The sequence below is a fragment of the Chitinophaga qingshengii genome (assembly GCF_014529935.1).
Taxonomy (GTDB): Bacteria; Bacteroidota; Bacteroidia; order Chitinophagales; family Chitinophagaceae; genus Chitinophaga; species Chitinophaga qingshengii.
This window is the reverse complement of record NZ_JACVFC010000001.1, coordinates 3,688,903-3,709,091: the sequence shown is the minus strand read 5'-3', so window position 1 is coordinate 3,709,091 and position 20,189 is coordinate 3,688,903. Positions and strand designations below refer to the sequence as shown.

Annotated in this window: 16 protein-coding genes; 4 read left to right on the top strand and 12 right to left on the bottom strand. The window is 49.6% G+C overall.

Features of this window, described 5'->3' with window-relative positions:
- Positions 1-71 precede the first annotated feature (71 nt).
- Positions 72-767 carry a YjjG family noncanonical pyrimidine nucleotidase gene (locus tag ICL07_RS14485; RefSeq protein WP_188088604.1) on the top strand — a complete coding sequence of 232 codons (696 nt, stop codon included), beginning with the start codon at positions 72-74 and terminating at the stop codon, positions 765-767.
- Positions 768-927: 160 nt separating this feature from the next.
- On the opposite strand, the gene ICL07_RS14480 is transcribed toward ICL07_RS14485, so the two are convergent.
- The 5 genes from ICL07_RS14480 to ICL07_RS14460 all read right to left on the bottom strand — a co-directional run bounded on the left by ICL07_RS14480 (position 928) and on the right by ICL07_RS14460 (position 4,150).
- Positions 928-1,167, bottom strand: a complete 240-nt coding sequence (locus ICL07_RS14480; protein WP_188088603.1) for a hypothetical protein — start codon at positions 1,165-1,167, stop codon at positions 928-930.
- Positions 1,168-1,193: 26 nt separating this feature from the next.
- Positions 1,194-1,847, bottom strand: a complete 654-nt coding sequence (locus ICL07_RS14475) for a phosphatidylserine decarboxylase family protein (RefSeq protein ID WP_188088602.1) — start codon at positions 1,845-1,847, stop codon at positions 1,194-1,196.
- 128 nt (positions 1,848-1,975) lie between these two features.
- On the bottom strand, positions 1,976-2,860 hold the full coding sequence (locus ICL07_RS14470) for a phosphatidate cytidylyltransferase (RefSeq protein WP_188088601.1): 885 nt from the start codon (positions 2,858-2,860) through the stop codon (positions 1,976-1,978).
- Between the two features lie 69 nt (positions 2,861-2,929).
- Positions 2,930-3,172 carry a putative signal transducing protein gene (locus ICL07_RS14465; protein WP_188088600.1) on the bottom strand — a complete coding sequence of 81 codons (243 nt, stop codon included), beginning with the start codon at positions 3,170-3,172 and terminating at the stop codon, positions 2,930-2,932.
- 27 nt (positions 3,173-3,199) lie between these two features.
- Positions 3,200-4,150 (bottom strand): CPBP family intramembrane glutamic endopeptidase, encoded by a 951-nt coding sequence (locus tag ICL07_RS14460; RefSeq protein ID WP_188088599.1) that lies wholly within the window; start codon positions 4,148-4,150, stop codon positions 3,200-3,202.
- 196 nt (positions 4,151-4,346) lie between these two features.
- Here ICL07_RS14460 and dusB point away from each other — a divergent pair, with 196 nt between their 5' ends.
- Both dusB and ICL07_RS14450 read left to right on the top strand, forming a co-directional pair.
- On the top strand, positions 4,347-5,414 hold the full coding sequence (dusB, locus tag ICL07_RS14455; protein WP_188088598.1) for a tRNA dihydrouridine synthase DusB: 1,068 nt from the start codon (positions 4,347-4,349) through the stop codon (positions 5,412-5,414).
- Positions 5,415-5,456: 42 nt separating this feature from the next.
- Complete coding sequence (locus tag ICL07_RS14450; protein ID WP_188088597.1) at positions 5,457-6,026, top strand: NUMOD4 domain-containing protein; 570 nt, start codon at positions 5,457-5,459, stop codon at positions 6,024-6,026.
- Positions 6,027-6,126: 100 nt separating this feature from the next.
- Here ICL07_RS14450 and ICL07_RS14445 read toward each other — a convergent pair whose 3' ends face one another.
- Complete coding sequence (locus tag ICL07_RS14445; protein WP_188088596.1) at positions 6,127-9,417, bottom strand: DEAD/DEAH box helicase; 3,291 nt, start codon at positions 9,415-9,417, stop codon at positions 6,127-6,129.
- Between the two features lie 88 nt (positions 9,418-9,505).
- Between ICL07_RS14445 and proC the strand changes: the two genes are divergently transcribed.
- The gene (gene proC / locus ICL07_RS14440) at positions 9,506-10,303 is read left to right on the top strand and encodes a pyrroline-5-carboxylate reductase (RefSeq protein ID WP_188088595.1); all 798 of its coding nucleotides are present in this window, start codon (positions 9,506-9,508) and stop codon (positions 10,301-10,303) included.
- On the opposite strand, the gene ICL07_RS14435 is transcribed toward proC, so the two are convergent.
- From ICL07_RS14435 to ICL07_RS14410, 6 genes are all read right to left on the bottom strand, one after another.
- Positions 10,300-10,794, bottom strand: a complete 495-nt coding sequence (locus ICL07_RS14435; RefSeq protein ID WP_188088594.1) for a SixA phosphatase family protein — start codon at positions 10,792-10,794, stop codon at positions 10,300-10,302. The genes proC and ICL07_RS14435 overlap by 4 nt on opposite strands.
- Positions 10,795-10,977: 183 nt before the next feature.
- Positions 10,978-12,825 (bottom strand): amidophosphoribosyltransferase, encoded by a 1,848-nt coding sequence (locus tag ICL07_RS14430; RefSeq protein WP_188088593.1) that lies wholly within the window; start codon positions 12,823-12,825, stop codon positions 10,978-10,980.
- Between the two features lie 258 nt (positions 12,826-13,083).
- Positions 13,084-14,463, bottom strand: coding sequence for a peptidylprolyl isomerase (locus ICL07_RS14425; protein ID WP_188088592.1), 1,380 nt, complete (start codon positions 14,461-14,463; stop codon positions 13,084-13,086).
- Between the two features lie 214 nt (positions 14,464-14,677).
- Positions 14,678-18,265 (bottom strand): translation initiation factor IF-2, encoded by a 3,588-nt coding sequence (infB, locus tag ICL07_RS14420; protein WP_246485064.1) that lies wholly within the window; start codon positions 18,263-18,265, stop codon positions 14,678-14,680.
- A gap of 100 nt (positions 18,266-18,365) precedes the next feature.
- Positions 18,366-19,613, bottom strand: a complete 1,248-nt coding sequence (gene nusA / locus ICL07_RS14415; RefSeq protein WP_188088591.1) for a transcription termination factor NusA — start codon at positions 19,611-19,613, stop codon at positions 18,366-18,368.
- A 16-nt stretch (positions 19,614-19,629) separates the two neighbouring features.
- Positions 19,630-20,094, bottom strand: a complete 465-nt coding sequence (locus ICL07_RS14410) for a ribosome maturation factor RimP (RefSeq protein WP_246485025.1) — start codon at positions 20,092-20,094, stop codon at positions 19,630-19,632.
- Positions 20,095-20,189 lie beyond the last annotated feature (95 nt).

The window sequence follows — 20,189 nt, the reverse complement described above, 5'->3', positions numbered from 1 at the left end:
AGTGAATTTTAATGGAATGGCGCGTAGTCTGGAAACCCCATCTGTCTGGTATTTTGTACCTTTGCGACGTTATGAGATATAAACATCTTTTCTTTGACCTGGATCATACGCTCTGGGACTTTGAAACCAACGAACAGGAAACCTTGCTGGAACTTTTCGACAGTCATGGACTAGCCAACCGCGGAGTACCATCTTTTGAGGCTTTTTCCGTCTCTTATGTCGGGCACAACGAACGTTTATGGGACCGCTTCCGGAAAGGATTTATCAACCGGGCTGAGCTGCGCGACAAGCGTTTCCGCCTGACATTGCTGGATTTCAAAATCGGTGATGAAAAGCTGTGCCAGCAAATGAGTACACAGTTCCTGGACATACTGCCCAACAAAAAGGCACTGTTCCCGGAAACCAAAGAAACGCTGGATTACCTGGCTTCCAAAAACTACCCGATGCATATGATTACCAACGGGTTTGAGGAAACGCAGCTGTTGAAGATGCGGAATGCAGGGATCGATCATTATTTCACCCATATCGTTACTTCAGAGGTGGCGGGCAGCTTAAAGCCTTATCCGCAGATATTTGAATACGCTATAGGCCTTGCTGATACCTCTGCTGCAGAGAGCATCATGGTAGGCGATGCCATGGAACTGGACATCAAAGGCGCCCATGGTGTAGGGATGGACCAGGTGTATTTCAACCCGGCCAAGCCGCCGGTAGATTTTACGCCGACATATACCATCGGACACCTGCGGGAACTAAGAGACATACTATAACATTTACGGATTTTTTGATTTCGTGGATGATAAAAGCGAAGACCAGAGCTACTGCTGAATAGTTGCTCTGGTCTTCTTTATTATTTGCGAAATCAAAAAATCCCTAAATGATTCGCTTTTATCATCCACGAAATCAAAAAATCCGTAAATCAAAAAATTTCTAAATTCTTTTAGTTCTGAGTCCTGCTGTGCGGGAAGGCTGCATGCAGCAGCTTTTCTTTCCTTGTGTTTTGTTACAGGCAGAATCCTGTTTACACTGCGCCAGTTTTGGCGTGCCGCAAGGCAGCGCTTTGTGGGTGGTAGTGGACTTTTCAGGCGCTTTCTTACCGGGTTTATCCTGGGCTGTAGCTACTCCTGCAGCCAGGAGTAAGAGTACTAATGCAGTAAAAACATTTTTCATACAATCCTGTTTAGACGTACAATATACTAGATTTTTGCAATCACTGTCTGTCCGCCTTTCACTACTTGTTCCAGTTGCACGGTTACTTCCGTACCCAAAGGCAGGTAAAGATCCACACGGGAACCGAATTTAATAAAGCCCATTTCTTCGTTCTGGTTCACTTCCATACCGGGTTTCAGGTAGTTCACAATTCTGCGGGCGAGAGCGCCGGCGATTTGTCTGGCCAGTACTTCGCCGTGTTTGTTACCGATCACGATAGAGTGTCTTTCGTTTTCTGTAGAAGATTTCGGGTGCCAGGCCACGAGGTATTTGCCAGCATGGTATTGCGACAGTTTCACGGTACCGCTGATAGGGTTGCGGTTGACGTGCACGTTGGCAGGACTCATAAAGATGGATACCTGCAGGCGTTTATCCTTGAAATATTCCGGTTCAAACACTTCTTCTATCACCACCACTTTACCATCACAGGGGGAGATGACCAGGTTATCACCTGTAGTGTACTGCCTGGCTGGTACGCGGAAAAAAGATACGATAAAGAGGAAAAAGACGATGGAAAAAATCAGGACAGTATAGGTTACTGCCGGAATAGTACCCAGCCAGTAAAATACAGCCCCGTTAATCAGCGCCAGTACCAGGAATACAAGGGAAATGGTAGCAAATCCTTCACGATGGATCTTCATTTGTTTTCTTGTTTGTTAGATTGTTTATATATATCCCGGCTTCGCCGGGATGATTAAAAGCGAATGCAAAGTTACTTCAGAAATCCCTTTTTCTGCTAAATGGATATAAAATATTGATTATGCGTATGTTAAGCCATCATAAAGGCATGCACATAAATCCAGGCGAAGGGCGTAGCGAGCAGCAGGGAATCGAAGCGGTCCAGGAAGCCGCCGTGGCCGGGCATGATATTACCGGAGTCTTTAACGCCGGCCATCCGTTTGAGTCTTGATTCCAGCAGGTCGCCGATGGTGCCGAAAACAGCTGCGATGCCGGCCAAAACTAGCCAATGTTGCAGCGAAAGGTACTGTTGGCCCCAGCAATAACCATATACGCCTGCGGCGGTAACCGCCAGTATCATCCCGCCTACGGTGCCTTCTATGGTTTTTTTAGGGGAAATGGATGGGAAGAAAGGCGTGCGGCCAATGAGAGAGCCTACGATATAGGCCATGGTATCGTTGATCCAGATAAAGATGATGAGCAGTAAGGGAATCAGCCAGCCGGGGGCGGTGCCTACGTTGTCCGGCGTATAGTGGATATCGATGGCATTGAGCCGGATATTGACCAGCAGGCTAAAGGGAACCACCGCATACAGCAATCCCATACAGGAATAGCCAACATTACGGGGGGAGAAGTCTTTGTCCAGCAGGATTTCCCCGAGCGGGAGTACCAGCAGGAAGATAATAGCTACCCACCAGCCGATAAAGCCGGTAGAGATGCCGCCCAGCTGGAAGTATTCTCCTGTGAAAGCCAGCATGATTGCGCTTCCGGCGATGGTAACGCCCCATTTGTGCCAGGCAGGGATATTGTTATAGCCGGTATCGATCAGGCGCATGAGTTTAAAAAATTCCTGCAGCGCGAAGAAGCTAACCAGGAAAAAGAGCAGGAAGAAGGTAAAGGGACTCCATAAGATACCTCCCAGCATGACTGCCACAAACACCAGCGCTGAGGCAGTGCGGGTAAAAAACGTCTTCATTATGCGTAGTTCTGTTAATGATTCTGAACCGCAAAAGTGTACAAAATTACCCTGCGGTGCAAATTGCTATTACGACACTTCGTTCGGGTCGCCGGTAGGCAGGTTGTTGTGGTTATGTACCAGGTCCTTAGCTGTTTGTTCTTCTTTCTCGTGTACATACAATTCCACCTGTCCGGGGAGGGTAATGTTGTAGGAAGATGACTGGCGATTGATCAGCACTGCCGTAATCCCATTGTCAGCCAGCATTCCTTTTACAATTTCCGCCTCGAAAGGACGATCGCTTGCGAATATTTTCACCCAACCTTTTTCCATAGTAATAACATTTGTCTCGCTGGTAAATTACTGATTTTCATCCATACCGATGCTGTGTATCCCGTCTTTATCCACCGGCGGGGCTGGGTCTGTCATGTCCATAGGTGTTGATTTCCGGCGCAGCGCCCATAGCAGGCCGATAGTTACCACGAGGCTGAACAGCCCGATATACCAGGCTACGGGCGTGTCTTTGGCCGGGTCGGTTTTAATGTGGCCGTGCTGAAACAGGTATAACATCACTACCAGGTAACCATTATTCATTATGTGGGCGAGGATAGGCAACCACAGGTTACCGCTTAGTACGTATATGGCGCCGAGGGTGAAACCCAGTACCACCCGGGGTACAAAGCCCAGCATCTCGAAGTGTATGAAACTGAAGAAGATAGCGGAGAGGAATACACTGAGCCATACCCGGTTGGTGCTTTTAATGAGCAGGCGTTGGAATACGCCCCGGAAAAAGACTTCTTCTGTTACCGCAGGCACAATGGCCATCAGTATCAGGTTGATAACAAGGTCTTTGGGGGTAGGCATCCGGGTGATGGTGGCGATTAGTTTTTCCGCTTGCTGCTGCATGTCGCGGGCGGCCTGTGGTACATTCCAGGTCTGGTTCCAGTCGCCGGTAAATCCGCTGAACCAGGTGACGCTGATCATCGCCATTAGTGCCAGCAGTATCTGTATGGCTGTGGGCGCGGGTTTCAGGCCCAGGTAACGCCAGGGATTGGGCTGCCACAGGTAGGCAAAAAGACCTGCCGGTACCAGGTATACTATGATAGAATATAAAAACTGTGTAATTTTCAGATAGGCGATAAGGTTAGGGTCTTTGATGTCTCCCAGTTGAAGGCCTTCGAGTGTATGACCGGTAAGCGGTTCCATCAGCAACATCAGTGCTGTATTGTAAATGAGCATGAAGCCAATGAAGAAACCAAAGAAGGTAACAAATTGCAAGGCGGGAGGCGACTGTTTCAGATAACCGGTCATAAATACTTACTGTATTAATTTTGCGTAAATTTACATCGCGAAATCCAGTTTGCAGTGATATCTGGTGATCTCCGTCACCTTTTTATATCCTGCCTGCTTCTTTTCGGAAGTAAGGAACTGTCACTTCCCTCAGTGAAAAAGAGTAATATAAAGTATAAAAATAATAACTACAGCCTGGCGCTGCGGTATTTAACTTATGGTGAAGATAGGAAACATAGAACTGGGTGAATTTCCCCTGTTGCTGGCTCCCATGGAAGATGTGAGCGATCCGCCTTTCCGTGCGGTATGTAAGGACAACGGAGCAGACCTGATGTATACCGAGTTTATTTCTTCGGAGGGGCTTATCCGTGATGCCATCAAAAGCCGGATGAAACTGGATATTTTCCCTTATGAAAGACCGGTAGGGATCCAGATATTCGGCGGAGATGAAGAGCCGATGGCCATGGCCGCCCAAATAGTGGAGACTACCAACCCCGATTTGCTGGACATCAATTTTGGTTGCCCGGTAAAGAAGGTCGTGTGTAAAGGCGCCGGGGCCGGTATTTTAAAAGACATCCCTAAAATGGTGAGACTGACCGAAGCGGTGGTAAAAGCCACCAAACTGCCGGTTACCGTGAAAACCCGCCTGGGATGGGACGATAATACCAAAAACATTGAAGAGGTAGCAGAACGCTTGCAGGATGTGGGGATACAGGCGCTCACGATTCATGGGCGTACCCGTACCCAGCTGTATAAGGGCCATGCGGACTGGACGCTGATAGGGAAAGTAAAGAATAACCCCCGTATCAAAATTCCGATTTTTGGTAACGGTGACATATGTACGCCGGAACAAACAATAGCTGCCCGGCAAAAGTTTGGCGTAGATGGGGTCATGATAGGTCGTGCCGCCATCGGCTATCCCTGGATATTCCGGGAGATCAAGCATTTTATGAAGACCGGCGAACATTTGCCGCCTCCAACTGTTTTGGAAAGAGTAGAAGTTTGTAAAAAACACCTCCACCAGTCCGTGTCCTGGAAAGGCGATGTTGTAGGAATTCTGGAAATGCGCCGCCACTACGCAAACTACCTCAAAGGGCTGCCCCACATTAAAGAATTCAGGCAACAATTAGTAACTTACAAAACATTAGCTGAAATAGAAGACGTATTAGACGCGATTGTTTCACAGTACAAGGACCACATTTTCGAAAGGACTTCTCCCCCGCAAGCTGAACAGAATTTTCTACCGGCTGATAATGAAATGGCTGGTTGTAACGTTTACGTCTAAACGACTAACCCCATCAAAACAAAAATTATAAATTACTTTCACATGACCACAATTAAAAATCTGAGAAATGAAGTCTGGAAAGACTTACAGATTAAAAACAAATCTGCCCTGCGTAAAAGATACGCGGTATCAAACATGGGGAGAGTGATCAGTTATCATGAAAGTACCGAAGATGGTAAGCTGCTCACGGGTTCTACCGTGGAAGGCTATACGGTTTTGAATGTAAAACCGGCAGACAGTTACCAGTCACTCTACCTGCACCGGGAAGTGGCCAAGCTTTTCAACAAAAGACCAGGACGTGGCCACCGTTATGTGATCCACCTGGACTATGACAAGAAAAACAATAAGGCCAGCAACCTCAAATGGGCTACCAAAGAGGAGATGGAAGAGCATCAGCAGAACAGCCCGGCGAAACTGGCCTACAAAGAAAAGCAGCGTAACCGCCTCAAAGGCCTGAAGCTGAACGTGACCAAGGTAAAGAGCATCAAACGCTTACTGAGCAAACCCGGTAAAAAAACCATGAAACAGATTGCGGAACAGTTTGACATCAGCGAAATGCAGCTGTACCGTATCAAAAGTGGTGAGAACTGGGCACATGTAACACTGGATTAATGCCTGGTTTGCCAGGAATGATCATATATGATGTTGTCTGACTATGGCCATGCTTTACGTATGGCCATAGTTGTTAGGTTACTTTTTCGATTTAGCTGTTTTACAGGCTGCCCCTGACCATCTCACCCAGTACCTTCCGGTAGTGCGGGCTCCGGCTCAAAGCCGGTTCATAGCCCAGCAGGACCACCTGTTTTCGTGCGCGCGATAACGTTACCAACAACTTACGGTCTACTTCTATATCTGCTTCATCCCACCTGAAACTACCCAGGCATTGCAGGGTGTCTACCTGCGCGGCGTGATAAACAGCCAGGGATACGATAATGATGTCGTTTTCGGACCCCTGGAAACGCTCCACCGTGTCTATATTCACCTGCTGCAGGGCTTTGTCGCCAGCCAGTAACTCCCTTATCAGGCTGATTTGGGTGCGCCATGGCGTAACTACCCCTACCGTGTCCCTGGTAAAGGAGGGGCCATACTGTGCTTTGAGGTATTGCAGCAGCGATACTACTCTTTCGGCTTCCGTCTGGTTCATCTTGGAAGTGGCCTCATAAGGACTGGGAATAAACACTTTCCGTCCAAGGGACAGTATGTGCCGCCAGGGCATGATATCCGGACAAGCACCGGCATCAAAACCGGCCCGTTGTTGCTCGCCGCCCGTTTCCAGTTGACCGGCATAATAATGATTCACCAGGCTGGCAATGCTTTCGTGCATCCGGAAATGGGTGTTCAGCATACCCCAGGCATGCTCCCACTGCTGTCGTTTACAGCGCTGCATCAGTCTTTCAAAGACGGAAGACCGCAGGTCGTGTACGCCCAGTTCCTTTAGCAGCGGGTTTTTCACCCGGCAGAAAGCCGCTTCCTGGGTAACCACCGGCGGCAGCTGGTTCTGATCGCCAATCAGGATAAATTTGCGGAAAGGCATCAATAACCCCAACAGCTGCGGTTCTGTAAGCTGCGATGCTTCATCCACGATCAGCGTATCGGTGGGAATGCCCATCATCATTAACTGTTCCAGCCGCGTAGCCATGGTGGCTACGGTGGCCACAAAAACACGGTGACCGGTAACATAGTTACGGGCATCGTCCAGGGAGCCATTCAGGCATAGCTGCCGCAGCTGCTGCGTGGGTGCGGTATTGCGGCCACCCAGGCGCAAATGGCCTATCTGCCGGGATTCCAGCCGGCTACAGATTTCATCTACCGCCTTATTGGTGAAGGCTACAATCACTACATGACGCTGTTGTTTCACCATTTCTCCTACAATCGTAGTGAGCAACGAAGAAGTTTTACCGGTACCCGGAGGACCTTGTAACAGGTAGTAGTCCTGCGCTTCCAGGGCCCGCTGCACAATTTTTTCCTGGTTAGGATTAAACATGGCCGGCGCCGGAAATGGTAAGGGATGCCAACGGGGCGCTTCCAGTCCCAGTAACAGGCGCACACGCTGTGTATGTACCGGCGACAGCACATGGAACAAGGCCGAAGCTGCCATCCAGTAATTGGATTCATAAATATCATGCTCAATCACCCACTCTTCAAACTGCCGGAAAAATTCCAGCGTCATCTGGCGGTTATTGAGCGAGAAAGTCAGCGTATCTTTCCCCAGGTCGTCGATGCGGCCTTTAAGCAGTTGCTGCTGCAATGGCTGTAACCCCGTGCCGGTGCGGGGGTAGATAATAGCCGTATCGCCTGCCCGGAAGTTATGGCTAACGGGACCGGCTATATCAAAAAGTACGGTGCTGCTGACATGATCAAATTCCCGGAAACGTAAACCGGGGATAATATTAAACCGGGCTGCTTTTTCCTCCTCGCTTTGCAGCCAGAGTGCCGAAAACCCGTCGGCGTCTTCTTCCCGGTCCACTTCGGAATACATGCCGCATTTGGCCTGCAGATACTCCCGCAGCACAAAGGAGAGGTACTGTTGATAATAGGCTTTCGCCTCCGGGGTGGCGCTGTACCAGGCCTTCTCGAAAGCTGCAAAATGAGCGGCGCTGAAAGGGGGCAGACCGGTAGCAGCGGTGGAGGTGATCGCGGATAGTACTCCGTACTCCTCTCCTGCCAGCCTTAATAACATGGCCACCACCTGGTTGCGCAGCAACATCAGCTCGTTTTCCGTACGGTACGTGCTGCTGACGTTCCGGAGCGGATCAGCCGCAGCGGCAGAATACAAAATAGCGGAACTGCCTTTGCGCTGCCGGCCGAAGGTAGAACGCAGCAGCAGGTTGTATCCTACTACCTGCATTTCATGATTTCGCCAGGTATTGAAGTCGGGCGCTTTGCCGCTTTTCAATTCAAATATTTCCTTACGGTGCGGGTCCTGGCTGTCTTCGGCCAGGAGGTCCAGCCTTCCCTGCAGGCCGTAGCGGGCAGAGAAAAAGGTGGGCTCTATTTGCACCGGTTTATCGCGCAGGTCGCGGACGGTGGCATGAAGATTACCCCAATGTGTGTCCCGGATGTCGCGGAACATTTCATTTAGTTTTTCGCGTCCATAGGCCGCGGCTTGCAAGGCGTTTTCCGCTACGGCTTCCACGAAGGATGTTTTCACGTCTACTTCGCCGTTGCGCAGCATTTCATCGAGCAGGGCGTTGACCAGGTTTCCCTTAAAAGCCGCTGGTGAGGCCTCATGCGGCGTCAGTTTCCGGACGAGGTACAGCAGGTGGTGGGCGCCTTTATGGGTAAAACATTCCGCCAGGTCGCTGATATCGATGAGCAGGTCCGGTTCCAGGATGATCTGGCTTTCGGAAGAGGTAGTATAATGATGTGAATGATCGCCCTGCCGGCAATGGTGTACCAGGATGGTATCATACGGGCGCAGCAAGGGATACAGGGTTACTACCGTGAGATCGTCCAGCTGATCGGGCGTTAGCCGGAAAGTACCCTGTTCATCGTTTTTAGCGGTGATGGTAAAAGTATGGCAGCCTTTGTCGTTCAGCACGAGCGGGCTGGTTTCGGTGACCATACATTTCAGCAATGGTATATCAGCCGGATGGTGCTGGTAGGACAGTGAGAGATAATTACTGCCGGTATGACGGAACAACAGCGCAAGGTCTTCCGGTATGGCGGCCTGGTAGGTCCAGGCGACGGTTTCCGTGAGAGCCTTGATGCAGTAGAGATGTTCTTCCGCCTGCAAAGGAAACATACCACTGGTAGATTTGCTGGTGAGCAGGCGTAGCGCAGATAGTGGTTGCCTTATTTCTGCAGGGACCACCTGTTTATCAAAATAAAACTGCATACGCGCAAACAGGTTTCCAAAAGACCTGGTTTCATCGCTCGTAAGGTCACGGAACAAGGTTTCCAGTATCTGCCGGTACTGGCGGATTTTGTCTTCCGGGTTGGTTGTGTGATGCGCTTCTTTTATCCTCGCGAAAAAAGCGCCAGCCTTGTGTGTTGCCTGCATTGCTGCAATATAACGAATACGCGCGGTTTGCATCAATGCCGCAATTGTTATACCTTCCGTAGGATTTTTATCGATAAAAATAAATTTTATGTCAGCCAAAAAAATAGCCATTATAGGTGGGGGAAATTTGGGTTCAGCGATCGCACAGGGATTGGTGAAAAGCGGTTTTTCCCAACCGGCAGAAATTACCATTACGAAACGTAATACCAGTACGCTCAGCGAGCTGAAAGCCGCCGGGGTGCAGATAGAAACGGATAATGCCAAAGCGATCCGGCAATCGGAAGTGATTGTGGTGGCGCTGAAGCCCTACAATGTGCGCGAGGTGCTGCAACAGCTGAAAGCGGAATTTGACCCGGCAAAACACATTTTAATCAGCGTGGTGACCGGCGTCAGCATCGCTGACTTGTCGCATATCGTGCCGGAAATGCCGCTGGTGCGGGCTATGCCCAATACCGCCATCGCCATTCAGGAATCTATTACCTGCATTTGCGCTGCCAATGCCAGTGAAGAACAGCTGCGGTATGTAAAAACCATGTTTGACCAGCTGGGCGCCACGGTGAGCATCGATGAAAAACTGATGGATGCCGCCACGGTGCTGGGGGCCTGTGGCATTGCCTTTGCGCTGCGTTTTATCCGGGCCAATATTCAGGGCGGTATTGAAATAGGCTTTGATGTTCGTACAGCCAGCCTGATCGCTGCACAAACCGTAAAAGGGGCCGCAGAGCTGCTGATCCGTGAGAACCGTCATCCGGAAGAAGAGATCGACAAGGTAACCACACCGAAAGGATGTACCATTGCCGGTTTGAACGAAATGGAGCACCAGGGCTTCAGTTCATCTTTGATCAAAGGTATCAGTACCTCTTACAACAAGATTGTGAAAGGTTAATTATTGCGGGGATAATCGAAGAAGAGGAATTTTTTGCGGGCCAGATCGAAGTCTTTCCAGCTGTCGGTATCGGCTTGTATGGCGAAAATGCCGGTAGTAGGCACGTTATCGATACGGATTTCTTCGGTGAGGTAGTTGGCAAAATCGGTGATGCCGGGATTATGGGCAAAAATGGCTACTGCGTTGAAGTCGTCGTCTATCCGGGTGATTACCTTGAGGAAAGTGGAGGCATAACAGAGATAAAGTTCTTCTTCGAGGAGGATGGCTTGTTTGGGATAGTGCCATTCTTCAGCCATGATTTTGGCGGTAGTACGGGCACGTTTGGCAGGGCTGGCGATAATCAGCTCCGGGACCATTCCCCTGGATACCAGGCGTTGGGCCATTTCCGGCGCATTTTGTTTTCCGCGCTTGTTGAGCGGCCTGTCAAAATCATCCATGTCCGGATTGTTCCAGCTGGATTTTGCATGACGGATGAGTAAGAGTGTTTTCATGGGCTTGAAAACGGTGATTTACCGGAACGAAAATAAAGAATTTACAGGAAGTTAATGTGTTGGGCGAATAAAGCCTGCCGGTGAGCGTGGATTTAAGAGAAAATTAACATGGGCCGATACCATTAAAAAAGCGAAGATCAGGTGATTGATCTTCGCTTTTTTTATGATGACGGGCGTCTTGTTTTAGTAGCCTCTTTCATTTTTGCCTTCCATGAAGTTCATGAAGGCTTTGTTTACCACGCGGTTTCCGCCGGGGGTAGGATAATCACCGGTGAAGTACCAGTCGCCCAGGTTGTTAGGGCAGGCGTCGTGGAGACTTTCGATAGACTGGTAGATGACTTCCAGTTTAGCGCCGATCCCTTCCGGGGTGAGGATTTCCGCGATTTTAGCGGAGATCTGTTCCGGGGTAAATGGTTTATAGATATTTTTCACCACGTTTTGAGCGTGGAGGGTATTGGTGCGTTGCAGTTCCTTGCAGAGGCCATAGGCTTCCTGGAGGATATGTTCCTTGCCATGGTCTTTCAGCAGGGCGATGGCGGCCTGGAAGGCTACAAAATCGCCCATTTTGCTCATATCGATACCGTAGCAGTCGGGGTAGCGGATCTGCGGAGCAGAAGACACCACGATGATGCGTTTGGGACCGAGGCGGTCGAGCATTTTCACGATACTTTCGCGGAGGGTAGTACCGCGAACGATAGAGTCGTCGATGACTACGAGGGAGTCGATGCCGGGCCTTACCGTACCGTAGGTGATATCGTACACGTGTTGTACCATTTCATTACGGCTGGAATCTTCCGTAATGAAGGTGCGCATTTTCACGTCTTTGATAGCTATTTTATCGATACGGATACGGCGGTTGACCATTTCCGAGAGTTTCTCCTCATCGAAGTCATTGCCCCAGGAGAGGATTCTTTCTATTTTGATTTTATTGAGATAGTCTTCCAGTCCTTTCAGCATGCCGTAGAAGGCCACTTCCGCAGTGTTGGGGATGAAAGAGAAGATGGTATTTCTCAGGTCGTTATCGATTGCCTTGAGTACGGTAGCGGACAGGTTACGACCGAGGGCGGAACGTTCCTTGTAAATTTTTTCGTCGTTACCGCGGGAGAAGTAGATCCTTTCAAAAGAGCAGGCTTTGCGTTCTTTGGGTTCCAGGATCTGTTCGATGCTGTATTCGCCGCTTTCTTTTACGATGAGGGCGTTACCGGGCATCAGTTCCAGCACTTCATTTTCGCCTACGTTGAAAGTGGTGCGGATGGCGGCTCTTTCGGAGGCGGCCACGATCACGTCGTCGTTCACGTAGTAATAAGACGGGCGAATGCCGTGCGGGTCGCGGATCACAAAGGAATCGCCGGTGCCGATGAGGCCGCAGGCGTGGTAGCCACCGTCGAACAAGGAGAAAGCCTGTTGCAGGATATTTTTAACATCGAGGCCGTTGCGGCGTTCTTCATCTTCCTTGGCGAGGAAGTGGTGAACGGTTTCCAGCATGGCAGCGAGGTCGGAGTTTTTGTGTGTTTCGCCTGGGTTTACCTGAACGAACTTGAAGAGTTCATCGGCATTTACCAGGTTAAAATTGCCCGCCATAGCGAGGTTACGGGCGGGGATGGTGTTGTAGCGTACAAAGGGGTGGCAGAGTTCCACATTGTTTTTACCCTGGGTAGCGTAACGGATGTGACCCATCAGGGTTTCACCCAGAAACCGGATATGTCCTTTCAGGAGACCGGGATATTTGGTGATTTCGGGCTGATATTTTTCGATTTCCTGGATTTCTTCCCGGATTTTGCTGAAGACATCGCCGATAGCCTGAGGGGCGGCGCTGCGAATCCTGTGCATAAAAGGAACACCGGGAGCTGTGTTGAGCTTTACCGTAGCCACACCAGCGCCATCCTGGCCTCTGTTGTGTTGTTTTTCCATGAGCAGGTACAGTTTGTTGAGCCCATAGAATACGGTTCCATATTTTTGCTGGTAATAAGAGAACGGTTTTCTTAATCTGATGAATGCCAGGCCGCATTCATGTTTGATCGCATCACTCATCGCTGAAATTTGAAGTCGCAAAGTTACGCCAAAAATTTACCAATAACGAATTGTGCGTGTTGAACGGTGAGGAGACCAGTCCGGGGAGGCGCCAACAAAGGCCGGCATCTTCCGAAAAGGGCGTAAAGGCAGGCATCTATCTATAAAGCGGCAAAAGGCAAGCAACATCTGTAAAAAGAAGATGGGCGAAGAAAGCAGCTTTTATTCGCTTCTATCTTCGCCCATCAGGGAAATCAGTTTAAATCCTGTCCTTCAGCGTTACTGTTTGGCTAATGCGGCCATCCACTGGCTGATATGGGAGCAGTTTTTATATTCATCATCTACGTGTACGTAGAAAGTAGGAATCTTTTCGATGAGCCATTTATTGATCGCTTCTGCCCTTTTGATATCGAGCGTCCGTTGCTGGATGCGGGAATAGTCGTCGGTCAGGTTTTCGCGGTGTGGCTGGGTGCGTGTTTTCAGGTATACGATTCTGACACCTGCGCGGCCGTTATCGTCTGTAAACGGAACCGGGGCGGAGATTTGGCCTGGTTTCAGGGTATCGAGCATCAGTACGATATCTCTTTCGGAGGGATCGTCGAGCTGGTCGATGGTGAGCAGGGTACCTTCGCCGGTTTTAGACTGGATCATGCCCGCATCGAATTTGGCGGACTGGGCGTCGCTGTATTTGGTTACTGCTTCGGAGAAGGTGAGTTTGTTATTCACGATCAGGTTTCTGATAGAGTCCAGTTTCGTTGTAGCGCCGGCCAGGTCGGACTTGGTCACCGCGGCTTTCAGCAGGATATGCTGAACGGTTACGTTATCGCCCGAACGTTTGATCATTTGGATGAGGTGGTAACCGAACTGTGATTTTACCGGGGAAGATATTTCACCTTCTTTCAGACGGAAAGCGGCTGCCATGAAGTCCGCGTCCCACTGTTTATCGCTGCGGTTCATGGTGTAGATGCCTTTATTTTCCTTTACGCCGGGATCTTCAGAATACAGGATGGCGAGGGAGCCGAAGTCGGATTCCTTGTTGAGTACCCGTTTTTTGAAGTCCTGGAGGCGTTCTATAGCGTAGTTATCCATTTCGCGGGTGGCCTTTGGGATGAGGACGAGTTGTCCTATTTCCAGTTCGGACTCATAGAAATGGAGGCTATCTTTCGGGATGGCGTCGAAGTAACGTTTTACTTCGGAGGGTGTAACCTTTACGGACTCCACCACTTTATTCCGCATGGCTTGTGCGAGCAGTCCTTCCTTGATAGGGGTCCGGAAACGTTCGCGGAGCTGGTATACGGAGTAGCCGGTAATTTCTTTCATTTTTTCTTTGGAGCCGTAGAGCTGTTCGAAGTAGCGGATACGGTTTTCCATTTGCGCTTCCACGTCTCCATCAGAAACGGGTAAGCTGTCCCTTTCTGCCTGGAGTACCATCACCTTTTGGGAGATCAGCATTTCCATGGTGGTGCAGGTAGCCTGTGGGCTGACGGAGCCGTCAGGGGAGTTGCGGGCCTGGTCAGCCAGGGCGCCATCCATATCGGATTTGAGGATAATCTTATCCCCTACTACGCCGATAATCTTGTCTGCCACGAGTTTATGCTGAGCGGCAGCAGCCTGCCATAACAGCAAAGCCCCTGCAGATAAAGCCAAAAGTTTCTTCATATTATAGCGGTAAAATCCAAAAATAACCAATTAAAGATCAGGACTGTATTTAATATCGACGGATTTAACAAAAGTTTAGATAAGCCTTTGTTTTTGCTCCGTTGGCTGGGATAAATGAAAAGAAAAAGCTGTCAAAAAGCGGGGATATTGAGGGTATCTCCATTTCTGACAGCTTTTTTTATACGCTCCCGGCCGGAGGGGCCGGGGAGCGGGATTAGAGTGTTCTTTTTACTTCCACCTCTTCGAAACCTTCGATGATATCATCAGGTCTCAAGTCGCTGTAGCCGCGGATACTAAGGCCGCACTCCATGTTGGAAGCTACTTCCTTCACGTCATCTTTATAACGTTTGAGGGAGGCGAGCTCGCCGGTATGGACTACGATACCATCGCGTACTACGTTGATGCGGGTGTTTCTGGTCAGCTTGCCATCGAGTACGAAACAGCCGGCCACGGTAACCTTGTCGAATTTGTAGGTTTCGCGTACTTGTACGTTGCACACCACTTTTTTCTCGATTTTGGGTTCCAGCATCCCTTCCATCGCGCTTTTGATCTCGTCGATCGCATCGTAGATGATGGAGTAGTTGCGGATTTCGATGTTTTCCTTTTCCGCGAGCTTGGCAGCCTGGGAAGAAGGGCGCACCTGGAAACCGAGGATGATGGCATCGGAGGCAGTAGCGAGCAATACGTCGGATTCGGTGATCTGACCAACGGCTTTGTGTACGATACTGATTACGATTTCTTCGGTAGACAGTTTCTGGAGGGAGTCGCTCAATGCTTCCACAGAGCCGTCGAAGTCGGCCTTGATGATGAGGTTGAGCTGTTTAAAGTTACCCAGCGCCAGCCTACGGCCGATTTCATCGAGGGTGATATGTTTTTTGGTACGGATACCTTGTTCGCGGACGATCTGGGCTCTACGGTTAGCCGTTTCTTTAGCTTCAGATTCGTCTTCATACATTTTGAATTTCTCACCAGCCTGTGGCGCACCGTTGAGGCCGAGTACCTGTACCGGCATTGACGGTCCTGCTTCTTCCATACGTTGGCCGCGTTCGTTGAACATGGCTTTGATTTTACCATAGAAGGAGCCGGATACGATGGTATCGCCCTGACGGAGGGTACCATTTTGTACCAGCAGGGAGGCAACGTAGCCACGGCCTTTATCGAGCGATGCTTCCACGATGCTTCCGGAGCCTTCGCGGTCCGGGTTAGCTTTCAGGTCGAGCAGTTCCGCTTCCAGCAGGATTTTTTCCAGCAGGATATCGATATTGAGGCCGCTTTTAGCGGATATTTCCTGGCTTTGGTATTTACCGCCCCAATCTTCCACGAGGAGGTTGAGTTGGGCCAGTTGTTCTTTAATTTTCTCAGGGTTGGCGCCGTCTTTATCTATTTTATTGATAGCGAAGACCATAGGCAGGCCGGCAGCCTGAGAGTGAGAGATTGCTTCCCTTGTTTGCGGCATGATGGCGTCGTCGGCAGCTACCACGATTACCGCGATATCTGCAGCTTTGGCACCACGGGCACGCATCGCGGTAAACGCTTCGTGGCCCGGTGTATCGAGGAAGGTAATTTTTTTACCGTTGGCAGTCGTTACCTGGTAGGCACCGATGTGCTGGGTGATACCACCGGCTTCACCAGCGACCACATTGGCACTACGGATATAGTCGAGCAACGATGTTTTACCATGGTCAACGTGACCCATGATGGTAACGATCGGAGCGCGGGGCATCAGATCTTCCGGTGCGTCGATGTCTTCTTCTTCTTCGGAGTCTTCCGCAGCATCGAGGCCGATGAATTCCACTTCGTAGCCGAATTCGCCGGCTACCAGTTCGATTACTTCCGCATCGAGGCGTTGGTTGATGGATACCATGATACCGAGGCCCATACATTTGGAGATCACTTCAGCGAAGCTCACGTCCATGAGGTTGGCCAGTTCGCTTACAGAAACGAATTCCGTTACCTGGAGTTTGTTGTCTTCAGCGCCCTCTCTGGCTTTCTGGCTGGCTCTTTCCTCGCGTTTTTCCCTACGGTGTTTGGCTTTCACGTTTTTACCGCGACCGCCGCCACCGAGTTTGGCCATGGTTTCCTTGATTTTATTCTGGATTTCGTTTTTATCGATTTCCTTTTCTTCAGCAGTGCGTTTATCTTCTCCGCCGCGTTGTCCGGGACGGAAGTTACCGCCTTGACCGGGTCTGTTGAAGCCGGGTCTGTTACCGCCCTGGCCCTGACCTTGGCCTCTGTTGAAGTTGCCGCCCTGGCCGCCTTGTCGGTTGCCCTGGCCTTGACCTTGTGTGCCCTGGCCTCTGTTGAAGCCGCCGCCTTGTTGACCACCCTGACCTCTGTTGAAGTTACCGCCCTGGCCACCTTGTCGGTTGCCCTGGCCTTGACCTTGTCCGCCCTGGCCCTGGTGTTGGTTACGGTTACCGCCGCGGTTGTCGCCGCCACGGTTATCGTGATGCGGGCGATTTTCGTGATGGGGTCTGTTGCCGGTACCACCTTGCTGACCGCCTTCTTTGAAGTCTTTCGGCTGGATGGGTTCCGGTTTCTTCTCTACGATGATACGTTTACGTTTACGTTTTTCATCGCGGTTGAAGTTGCCTTTATTGTTATCGCGTCTGTCGGACTGCACGGGCAGTTCGATTTTCCCGATTACTTTAGGGCCGGTCAATTTTTCGGCCTGGATGTTACTGATCACGGTCGGCTCGTCCTGGGGAGGCGTGGTGTTATCAGCAGCGGGGGGTGCAGGCGGAGTGTTGCGTTGTTCTTCCTTTACGGGCTGTTTAACAGGAATGTTAGCCGGTTTAATTGCAGCCGGTTTTGCCTCTTGTAATACTTCTTCCACTTTGTTAACTACAGGTTTATCTTCAACCGGTGCGGCTTTTTCCGTTTTTGCTGTCGTATCGGTTTTGTCTGTTTGCGCTACTTTCTCTGCAGGCGGAGGGGTATTTTCTACCTTTTCCGCTTTTGGTGCTGATTTTTCCACGTCTTCCTGTTTAGCGGCAGGAGGAGGTGTAGCCGGCGCGGCTGGTTCCGGTTTTGGTTCCGGTTTAACCGCTACAGGAGGGGTAGCCACTGGTTGTGGTTTTTCCTCTTTAGGAGCGGTAGCTGCGGGTTGTTGTGGAGCTGGTTTTTCTTCCTGCTCTTTTTTGGCAGCTGGTTTTTTATTACGGTTAAGGGCGTCGAGGTCGATCGTGGTGATGACTTTCGGGCCATTAATCTTAGGAGATTCTGTTTTTACCACTTCCGGTTCAGCCGGGGTAGCCGGAGCTTTAGGAACTTCCGCAACAGGGGGAGCTGTAACAGCCGGAGGTTCTTGTTTAGGCTTGGCTTCCTCTTTTTCTTTTACCGGAGGAGGGGTAGGTTGAGCCGGAGTGGCCGCCTGAGGTTCCTTTTTAGGTATTTCCTTTACAGGTTCCTGTTTAGGTTCGGGGGCTTGTTCAGCTTTGGGAGCTTCCGCTACGGGTGCAGCCTCATCTTTATCTTTCAGGTTCTTTTTTGCCGCAGCCTCTGCTTCCTCTTTCTCCTTCTTCATCTTTGTTTCTAACACGCTTCCTTTGGGCAGGGCTATCTGATCGCTTTTGCGTTTGTTAGCCTTGTCCTGTTGGAATTCCGACTGCAGGGCTGAGTACATGACAGCCGTCAGACGGGCATTGGGAGATCCAAAGCCGTCCATATCAAAGCCTTTATTGCTAAGGAAATCGATGAGAGTTTCCTTACCAATATTAAACTCCTTGGCTGCAGCCAGCAATCGTGGTGTGTTGTTTGTTGTTTCAGGCATATCGTATTTCGGGCCTCCCCTGTTTCCCATTTCTTCCAAATGGGATGTTTTTTTACGTTTAAACAATAACTCGAAAAAATCAATTCCCTTTCTAATAAGCCCTTTACCTGGGAAGGTTTCTGGTTGGGCTTTATTCTTTGTCAAACTCTTCCTGTAATATTCTTCTTACATCCTGCACTGTCTCTTCTTCCAGATCCGAACGGCGAACCAGTTCTTCAGTGGTCAGCTCTAATACGCTGCGGGCAGTGTCACAACCTATTCTTTTCAGTTCGTCAATGATCCATTCTTCGATTTCATCAGAGAATTCTTCCAGATCGATATCAAATTCAGCCTGTTCCTGGGCTTCATCGCGGAAGACATCAATTTCGTAGCCTGTCAGTTCACAGGCGAGTTTGATGTTAACGCCTTTTTTACCGATGGCCAGTGATACCTGGTCAGGGTTGAGGTAAACGGAAGCGTATTTATTTTCGCCATCTACTTCCATGCGGCTGATTCGGGCGGGTGTGAGGGAGCGCTGAATCAACAGCTGTATGTTGGTAGTATAGTTAATGATATCGATATTTTCGTTTCTGAGCTCACGCACGATACCGTGGATGCGGCTGCCTTTCATACCAACGCAGGCGCCTACCGGGTCGATACGGTCGTCGTAGGACTCAACAGCCACTTTGGCTCTTTCGCCGGGTTCGCGGACGATTTTCTTGATCACAATCAGGCCGTCAAATATCTCAGGTACTTCAATTTCCAGCAATTTAGCCAGGAAGGATGGATGTGTACGGGAAAGAATGATGAGTGGTGCGTTGTTCTTCATTTCCACTTTCTTTACTACCGCTCTTACATTTTCTCCTTTTTTGAAATAATCTGTCGGGATTTGTTCCGATTTGGGCAAAATTAACTCATTCCCTTCATCATCAAGCAATAAAACTTCTTTTTTCCAAACCTGGTATACTTCCCCGGTAACAATTTCGCCGGCTTTATCGGCATATTTCTTAACCAGGATGTTCTTTTTCAGGTCGCCGATACGGGCGGAAAGGGTTTGTTTAGCGGCGAGGATGGCTCTGCGGCCGAAGTCGAGGATTTCCACTTCTTCGTACAGTTCTTCCCCTATCTGGTAGTCCGGTTCAATTTTAATGGCTTCCGTGTAGGCGATTTGTGTATTATCATCTTCCACTTCACCGTCAGACACGATAGTGCGGCGGCGTAATATTTCAAGGTCACCTTTCTCTGTATTTACGATCACATCAAAGTTCTCATCTGAGCCATACTTTTTCCGCAGCAGTGTTTTGAACACATCTTCCAATACCTTCATCAACGTAGGGCGGTCAATGTTTTCCGCCTCCTTAAACTCGGTGAATGACTCAATCAGGTTAATACTAGCCATGTTTATTTATTATGTTTTAAAACACGATGCACACTTTGGTGTGCTTTATTTCATTTAGTTTTAATGCCGTTTGTTTGGTTTCTTTCTTTTTGCCGATAGTTTCCTCAATGGTGATGGAGTCATCCGTAACCTCCAGCAATGTACCTTCTTTCACTGCACCGTCAAGGAGAGTGACTTCCACTTTGCGGCCAATATTTTTCAGGTACTGTCTGTGCAGTTTCAGGGGCTCATCCAGCCCGGGGGACGAAACTTCCAGGGAGAAATCGTTGTCGGGAAAGAGCTCGCTGGTTTCCAGCAGTGCGTAGAGTTTACGGTTAAACGACACCAGCTTGTCTACCGGTATCCCTTTATCCCCATCTATAAAGAGTTTTACGTTATTGGTGGGTTTTATCCTGATTTCTACCAAAAAATTGTCGGGATCATTTGCAAGCAGTCCTTCTGCTAATTCCCGGATAGCTTTTATCACTTGTTCGTTTGCCATACAAAAAACGAGAAGGGGACGTTCTCTCGTCCCCTTCGTTTGAATCATTTTTCCTGATGCAAATCTACAAATTATTTTGATTGAAAAACAAATTC

Coding starts and splice junctions, on each gene's coding strand:
- ICL07_RS14445 (WP_188088596.1), bottom strand. CDS start 9,417: ATGCAGGCAACACACAAGGCTGGCGCTTTTTTCGCGAGGATAAAAGAA.
- ICL07_RS14435 (WP_188088594.1), bottom strand. CDS start 10,794: ATGAAAACACTCTTACTCATCCGTCATGCAAAATCCAGCTGGAACAAT.
- ICL07_RS14475 (WP_188088602.1), bottom strand. CDS start 1,847: ATGAAGATCCATCGTGAAGGATTTGCTACCATTTCCCTTGTATTCCTG.
- ICL07_RS14470 (WP_188088601.1), bottom strand. CDS start 2,860: ATGAAGACGTTTTTTACCCGCACTGCCTCAGCGCTGGTGTTTGTGGCA.
- ICL07_RS14425 (WP_188088592.1), bottom strand. CDS start 14,463: ATGAAGAAACTTTTGGCTTTATCTGCAGGGGCTTTGCTGTTATGGCAG.
- dusB (WP_188088598.1), top strand. CDS start 4,347: ATGGTGAAGATAGGAAACATAGAACTGGGTGAATTTCCCCTGTTGCTG.
- proC (WP_188088595.1), top strand. CDS start 9,506: ATGTCAGCCAAAAAAATAGCCATTATAGGTGGGGGAAATTTGGGTTCA.
- ICL07_RS14480 (WP_188088603.1), bottom strand. CDS start 1,167: ATGAAAAATGTTTTTACTGCATTAGTACTCTTACTCCTGGCTGCAGGA.
- nusA (WP_188088591.1), bottom strand. CDS start 19,613: ATGGCTAGTATTAACCTGATTGAGTCATTCACCGAGTTTAAGGAGGCG.
- ICL07_RS14410 (WP_246485025.1), bottom strand. CDS start 20,094: ATGGCAAACGAACAAGTGATAAAAGCTATCCGGGAATTAGCAGAAGGA.
- ICL07_RS14460 (WP_188088599.1), bottom strand. CDS start 4,150: ATGACCGGTTATCTGAAACAGTCGCCTCCCGCCTTGCAATTTGTTACC.
- infB (WP_246485064.1), bottom strand. CDS start 18,265: ATGGGAAACAGGGGAGGCCCGAAATACGATATGCCTGAAACAACAAAC.
- ICL07_RS14430 (WP_188088593.1), bottom strand. CDS start 12,825: ATGAGTGATGCGATCAAACATGAATGCGGCCTGGCATTCATCAGATTA.
- ICL07_RS14465 (WP_188088600.1), bottom strand. CDS start 3,172: ATGGAAAAAGGTTGGGTGAAAATATTCGCAAGCGATCGTCCTTTCGAG.
- ICL07_RS14450 (WP_188088597.1), top strand. CDS start 5,457: ATGACCACAATTAAAAATCTGAGAAATGAAGTCTGGAAAGACTTACAG.
- ICL07_RS14485 (WP_188088604.1), top strand. CDS start 72: ATGAGATATAAACATCTTTTCTTTGACCTGGATCATACGCTCTGGGAC.